The organism is Pseudomonas sp. 20P_3.2_Bac5, assembly GCF_025466035.1.
In the GTDB taxonomy this organism is placed as follows: domain Bacteria; phylum Pseudomonadota; class Gammaproteobacteria; order Pseudomonadales; family Pseudomonadaceae; genus Aquipseudomonas.
The window spans coordinates 1-421 of the sequence record NZ_JANLOA010000008.1; the positions used below are offsets into that span (position 1 = coordinate 1).

The 421-nt window shown below is 63.7% G+C and carries 1 protein-coding gene; it reads right to left on the reverse strand.

What is annotated here, in order from left to right:
- Positions 1-421, reverse strand: a 421-nt coding sequence (locus tag NTD88_RS01035; RefSeq protein ID WP_262153360.1) for an immunoglobulin-like domain-containing protein, incomplete at both ends; no start/stop codon positions are given.

A 421-nucleotide genomic window follows, 5' to 3' on the forward strand; every position in this document is an offset into this window, starting at 1 on the left:
GCTGGCGTTGACCGCAATGGTGATGCTCTGGCCGTTGGCCAGGCTGATCACCAGAGGCGAGCCGGTGACCGGAGCGCTGACGGTGGCGGTGTAGGTGACGACGCCGCCCTCTACCACGCTTGGAGTCGCCGTCAGGGTCACGGTCGAGGTGTCGATGGTGTCGGTGACCGCGGTAACCGCAGGCGCCGAGCTGACATTCAGCTTCTCGAAATCGCCGCCAGTGGTGCCAGTGATGGTGGCGCTGACGTTGCCGCTGTCCACGTACACGGTGTTTTTCGGGGCGGCGATGGTGATGCTGCCTTCAGTGGCGTCCTTGGCGATGGTGATGGTTTCACCGTTGCTCAGGGTGACCTTCATTTCCGTGCCGGCTGGGTTGGTCAGCTTGGCGGTGTAAGTGATCTGGCCGCCTTCCTGGACGGTG